Origin of the sequence: Rhodococcus sp. IEGM 1306 (genome assembly GCF_036541985.1) — a bacterium.
In the GTDB taxonomy this organism is placed as follows: Bacteria; Actinomycetota; Actinomycetes; order Mycobacteriales; family Mycobacteriaceae; genus Rhodococcus_F; species Rhodococcus_F qingshengii.
Genome location: NZ_JAZHFF010000001.1, coordinates 381775 through 387774, shown reverse-complemented (window position 1 = coordinate 387774; position 6000 = coordinate 381775). Strand labels below are relative to the sequence as shown.

Annotated in this window: 5 protein-coding genes and 1 pseudogene; 2 read left to right on the top strand and 4 right to left on the bottom strand. The window is 61.7% G+C overall.

Annotated elements, in window-relative coordinates; all coding sequences use genetic code 11:
- Positions 1 to 1155: pseudogene (locus V3587_RS01975) on the top strand (MFS transporter); the annotation flags it as partial.
- Here V3587_RS01975 and V3587_RS01970 read toward each other — a convergent pair.
- Positions 1143 to 1655, bottom strand: coding sequence for an Lrp/AsnC family transcriptional regulator (locus V3587_RS01970; protein WP_003939810.1), 513 nt, complete (start codon positions 1653 to 1655; stop codon positions 1143 to 1145). The pseudogene V3587_RS01975 and the gene V3587_RS01970 overlap by 13 nt on opposite strands.
- A gap of 195 nt (positions 1656 to 1850) precedes the next feature.
- Here V3587_RS01970 and hppD point away from each other — a divergent pair, with 195 nt between their 5' ends.
- Positions 1851 to 3056 (top strand): 4-hydroxyphenylpyruvate dioxygenase, encoded by a 1206-nt coding sequence (hppD, locus tag V3587_RS01965; RefSeq protein ID WP_030537007.1) that lies wholly within the window; start codon positions 1851 to 1853, stop codon positions 3054 to 3056.
- Positions 3057 to 3062: 6 nt separating this feature from the next.
- On the opposite strand, the gene V3587_RS01960 is transcribed toward hppD, so the two are convergent.
- Genes V3587_RS01960 through V3587_RS01950 form a run of 3 tightly spaced genes read right to left on the bottom strand, consistent with a single transcriptional unit; the run spans position 3063 to position 5995 of the window.
- The gene (locus V3587_RS01960) at positions 3063 to 3713 is read right to left on the bottom strand and encodes an NUDIX domain-containing protein (protein ID WP_020909123.1); all 651 of its coding nucleotides are present in this window, start codon (positions 3711 to 3713) and stop codon (positions 3063 to 3065) included.
- Positions 3710 to 4999, bottom strand: coding sequence for an adenylosuccinate synthetase (locus V3587_RS01955; protein WP_030537006.1), 1290 nt, complete (start codon positions 4997 to 4999; stop codon positions 3710 to 3712). The genes V3587_RS01960 and V3587_RS01955 overlap by 4 nt, the downstream gene beginning before the upstream one ends.
- Before the next feature lie 9 nt (positions 5000 to 5008).
- Entirely contained in the window at positions 5009 to 5995 is a 987-nt protein-coding gene (locus V3587_RS01950) for a hypothetical protein (RefSeq protein WP_030537005.1), read from the bottom strand.
- Positions 5996 to 6000: the final 5 nt, after the last annotated feature.

Below are 6000 nucleotides of genomic sequence, written 5' to 3'. Positions count from 1 at the left end.
TTTGTCATGCCGGCGACGCTGTCTCTACTCACTGCAGGTTTCCCGCCGGCGCAGCGTGCCCGCGCCGTCGGAGTCTGATCCGGCGTCGCAGGGTCCGGTGCAATCGCCGGACTTGTCGTCTCCGGGTTGCTCCTCGAAAAATGGTCGTGGCATTCGATATTCGTCAGCCTGGCCGTCGTCTCAGTTCTCATCCTCGTGGTGTCGTTCACGATCGTGACGTCGAAGGACACGGAGGCAACTCCACTCGATCTACCTGGTACAGCGCTGATCGCCGGCTCGATCGGGCTGTTCGTCCTCGGGATGATCGAGGCGCCGGCCCGTGGTTGGCTCGATCCGGTAGTTCTCGCGTTGCTGGTCGGCGGAATTGCCATGGCCGCGGTATTCAGCTGGGTCGAATTACGTACTCGCCATCCACTTCTGGACGTGAGACTGTTCGCCAATCGCGCATTCGGCAGCGGCGCAGCGTCACTGACCCTGCAATTCCTGGCGACTTTCGGCTTGTTCTTCCTGATCGTGCAGTATCTCCAACTGGTGCTCGACTACTCCCCCCTGCAATCGGCGCTCGCCCTGATGCCGATCGCTGTGCCGGTGATGGCGCTGTCCGTGGTTGCTCCCCTACTGATTCCGCGTATCGGCCTTCGCGCTCTCACCGCCACCGGGGTTGCCTTCCTCGGAACCGGAATTGCACTCCTGACGCGCTTGGATGCCAGTTCGACCTATGCCGAAGTCTGTGTTCCCTTGGTAGTGGCCGCCATTGGATTGGGTTTGTCGACAACCCCCGCCACTGCTGCCATCGTCTCCAACGCACCGGACTCCAAACAGGGGGTTGCCTCAGCAGTCAACGACGCAACCCGTGAGATCGGCTCCGCCATCGGCGTTGCACTGGCGGGAAGTATCCTCGCCGCCGGCTACGGAAATCACGTCCAGCCCGCGGTCGACTTGCTACCCGAACCGGCCAAGGAGCCGGTATCCGGTTCTCTGGCCGCCGCTCTCCACGTCGCCGAAGCAGCCGGGCCGCAGGGTGCCCAGTTGGCCGAATTCGCCCGTGAAGCCTTCATCAAAGGCATGGATCAAGGAGCACTCACGCTCGCTTCGATCATGTGGGTATCCGCGATCGTTCTGGGATTCTGGGCTCCGGGTCGTCAGCGAGACTGACCGCCTCGTCGGTACGCCGGGGCCTTGGTCGTCTGCTCCGACTGCAGAGTCTGCAGGAGGGGCATCGACCGGAGTGGCACCACAACCGAGAGAACCATGACGCTGGTCGACCGGGTGGCTATCCCCGACCGATTCAGTTCGAGCAGCGTCGCTTGCAAATCCTCGTGCGACGCAGCGGCAATCCGGCACAGCACGTCGCCGGAGCCGGTGGTGGCAAAGGCTTCGAGCACACCGGGGATTGCCTCGAGTTCCGCTGTGACGGTGTCGAGCGCCCCCTGGGCGATCTGCAAAGTCACGAATGCCTGTACTCCGAAACCCGCTGCAGCCAAATTGATGTGCGGCGCGTATCCGGCGATGACGCCCGCATCTTCCATCCTTTTCAATCTCGCCTGCACTGTCGCCCGCGCAACCTTGACCTGACGCGAAAGCTCCAACGCACCGGCTCTCGGGTGCTTGTTCATCGCGTCCAACAGAGCCAGATCCACTGCGTCGAGATTCACGTCTGCTCCACTCGTCGTTCAACTATGCAAATTGCCTACAAAACAGTGCCACCATCTTCGCATTCCGGCGCTGTGTCTACTTTCAACTACCTCCGTTGACTACCCAACCTCTGAAGGACTTATCTGTTTGTACTGGCAGTGCCGAACATAACTCGAGCACCGCGCTGTGTACATCGCACTCAGAGGGGACTCACCATGACCGTCGAACAGACTCTCACCGACGACGAACAGTTGGCCGGCCTGGATCTGGAGCAATTACGCCAGCTGGTCGGACTGGTCGAGTACGACAGCGATCACGATCCCTTCCCCGTGAGCGGTTGGGACGGCCTCGAATGGATCGTCGGAAATGCCACGCAGACTTCACATTTCTTCCAGTCTGCGTTCGGCATGGAATTGGTGGCCTATTCAGGCCCGTCGACGGGAAACCGCGACCACCACGCGTTTGTACTCAAAAGCGGGGCCGTGCGGTTTGTCGTCAAAGGTGCTGTGGATCCGGCAAGTCCGCTGATCGAACATCACAGCCGTCACGGCGACGGTATCCGCGACATCGCGCTCAGCGTCCCTGACGTGGACAAGTGCATCGCACACGCCATCACCCAAGGCGCGACGGTGTTGAGCGAACCGCACGACGTCACCGACGAGCACGGCACCGTTCGCCTGGCCAGCATCGCGACGTACGGCGAGACTCGGCACACCCTCGTCGACCGTTCCCGCTACACCGGCCCTTACCTTCCCGGATACGTCGAACGGACGTCGTCGTACCGCAAGCGTGACGGCGCGCCCGAGCGCATCTTCCAGGCCCTCGACCACGTCGTCGGCAACGTCGAACTCGGCAAGATGGACCAGTGGGTCGACTTCTACAACCGGGTCATGGGATTCACCAACATGGCCGAGTTCGTGGGCGGCGACATAGCCACCGACTACTCCGCGCTGATGAGCAAGGTCGTCTCGAGCGGCAATCACCGAGTCAAGTTCCCACTTAACGAACCTGCCATCGCGAAGAAGCGGTCACAGATCGACGAGTACCTCGAGTTCTATCAAGGTCCCGGCGCTCAGCATCTCGCGCTTGCGACCAACGACATCCTCGGAGCAGTCGATGCTCTGGTCGACGAAGGAATCGAGTTTCTCTCTACTCCGGCTTCGTATTACGAGGATCCCGAATTGCGCGCGCGTATCGGAGAGGTTCGAGTTCCGATCGAGGAATTGCAGAAGCGAGGCATCCTCGTCGACCGCGACGAGGACGGCTATCTTCTTCAGATCTTCACCAAGCCGATCGGAGATCGTCCCACCGTGTTCTTCGAGATCATCGAACGCCACGGCTCACTGGGATTCGGACTGGGAAACTTCAAAGCCCTGTTCGAAGCGATCGAGCGTGAGCAGGCCGCGCGGGGCAACTTCTGAAGTAGGTCAGCTGTTTTCGGTCCACGCCCAGACCACCGCGGGTCGCCCGGTGGCACTGACCCGGACTCGTTCGTCCGTACGTTCCAGCCCTGGCAACGCTTTGAGCGTCCGGTTCAAATTGCCCGGGTCCGGACGCACACCGGAAAGCTCCTCCGCCACGGCCAGCGCGTACGACGCCGGAAACGACGGACCCAGTAGTGCCCGCGTGAATGCCTGATCTCGCCACAACAGGGTGTCAGCAAGGATCGGGCGGGTATCGGCGACTATCCGATTGTGGTCGAACGCAAGGTCCCCCGGGTTGTCCCAGCTCACCCATTCGGCCGAACCCGGCACCTCGTCCGACGAGATCACTGCCCACATGGTCACCGAGAGCGTCGGACCGCGGGGGTCGCGATTGGGTTCGTCGAACACGGTCAATTGACCGCTGACGAGGATCTTCTCGTCGGGAATTCCGAGCTTGGTGGTCACGGCTCGCCTGGCGGCGTCCTGCAACCGCTCACCGGCGCCCAGCAGTACACCGGGCAGCGCCAACTGCCCGGTGTACGGCTCCGCTTGCCGCGGAGTGACGGCAAATCGCAACATCCCGGGTTCCGGATTGCCGAACCGGAGCGCGATGACATCGATCGAGACAAGTGACTGGTCCACACCGTCCATCATGCAGGCACTGGGCATCGCATCTGACGATCGACCCGGTCGGCACCGTTCGCGGTCAGCACTACCGGCGCACCCATTTCCTCGCTCAGATACCGGGCGAAATCCTCCGGGTCGGCCGGAAGTTCCTTCGGCACGACCCCTACGGCTTTCAGGGAATCTGTCAGCGCCTGCTGGTGATCGAGATCCTTCCACTCTCCGACCGGAACGAACGGCAATCCTTCGTACGCGTGCACCCCGTGGATCGGGACGCCTGCAGCCCGCGCGCGATCCATCGCGTCGAGATGAGTAAGCGCCAAACCGTCGACGCCACCGCTCACCTCGATTGCGTAGTGCAACAACAACTCGTCGAGGTGGCCCATCCGGAATCCGCCTTGATACTCACCCGTCCCGTTGTGCAGCTCGGGCAACACCTTCGCCAGCTCCGGATCCTCCGTCGGGAAGGGCCCAGCTCCGTGTCGTGTCATGTACGTGCGGGTGACGCCGAGTACGTAACTGTCCCGGCCCAACTCGTCGATCATCGCTCGCGCGTTGGACGGTTCGACCGTCGACCACGTGGTGTGTGGGTGAAACCCCCGCCACTCGTCGAGAAGGACACCTTGTGCCCCCTCGAATACCAGACGACCACGGGCACCCAACGCGCCCAGCGCATCCGGGTCGGCGATGTCCACGACGGCACCGAATTCCGCGTACATGTCGACCATGTCGTCGATCGGCGGAAAACCGTGGCGACTCTCCGCGATCAACGGTCCGTAAAATGTGGCCATCGTCGACAACTTACGACGCAAGGAGTCAGGTCGCCGGCAGTCTCCCACCGTAGGCGCATTCGCAACTTCGAGCGCATACGCCGCGGTCTCACCGATCCCCTTGCCGCACGAGCCGTGTCGGTTACCGCCGCGAGCATCCTCACGAGCCCTGTTGGCGGCCACGTGAATCGGCGTCGTCAACAATGCGCGCGCGTCGATCCGTATCAAATCGAACGGATTTCGAACTCCGAGCGCTTCCAGAGCACGCGCCTCCCGGGCGAGCGCGATGGGCTCGACCAACACGAATCTCGAGAGAAACGTCGGGACGCCGGACAGCGTTCCCGAACCGAACTGCGAAAACGTGTGGTGGCGCTCGCCGACCGTCACGTTGTGCGCTGCCTGTGCCCCACCGTTGAACCGGACCACTGCGGCCACACCCAAATCGGCTTGGTCGGAGCAAAGCCAATCGACGGTTGCTCCCTTCCCCGCATCTCCGAACCCGAGGTCTACGACGACGATATCGCGGTCTTCAAACGGCTCCATCATGCTCTCCTTCTATGCGAAATCGACATCGTCCGTATCGGTTCCGAGATCGTGGGGCAACCCGGCCACCGTCGCGGTGCTGCGCCCTGGAATTAGAGCGAGAGCCTTGCCGACGGTCTCGGCTTCAGCTCTTGAACCGATGTCGCGGAGATCCGCCAGTCCGTCACGCAGGTCGATGCGGTCCTCGCCGATTCCGACCGTCAGCGCGATCAGTTCGCACACCGCAGCGGGGTCGTCGAGTTTGACGAAGCGTTCACCGAGCAACTTCTTCCAGTGATCCGCGATTTCCGGATCGTTGAAGTACGACGACTGATCTGGCAGAACGAAGTAGACATTCCATCTTTCTTCGAGTTCACGGTAGATCGACGAGACCGATACGTCCTGACGTACCTTGTCCCCGATCACCGAACGGATGTGACGAGCCGAGAGCCGCGGCTTGTTCAGCTCGTCGCCGATGATGAAGAGGTAGCCTTTCCTTCCGCGCTTCTCCCAGGCATCCGTACTGGTGTGGCGCGCCATGAAATATGCTGCCAATTCATAGCTTTCCGACTTCTGTCCGCCACCGTTGCCCTCGAGGAAGATCGTCCGAAGCTGCTCGTCCATCGCGTTACCCGACTCGAACTGACCGACTTGTAGTGGCACCTGATCGGAATCGGCGTCGCCGATACCACCGAACAGAATCTGCGGATCATCCGCGTATCCCTTGCGTTGCAGCAGCCCGTGCAGCTTTCCGAGCTTGTCCTGCATGATTCGCGGAACAGCGCCCATCGAGCCGGTGACATCGAAAAGCACTGCTATCGGGAGAGAATCGGGGTGCCCGGCCGAGTCTCGGCATTCACGCTTGTCGACGCCGAAGGGGTCGAGGGTCGGGTCCGCTTTCCAACTGCTTCGCGGACGCGACCGAAGCGAATCGGTGTAACCGAAATCGTCGACACCGCGTGCGGCACGAAAAGTCTTGCCCGCCAAATAGGTGTTGTCGTCCCAGTATCCGTAGCCCATGACAA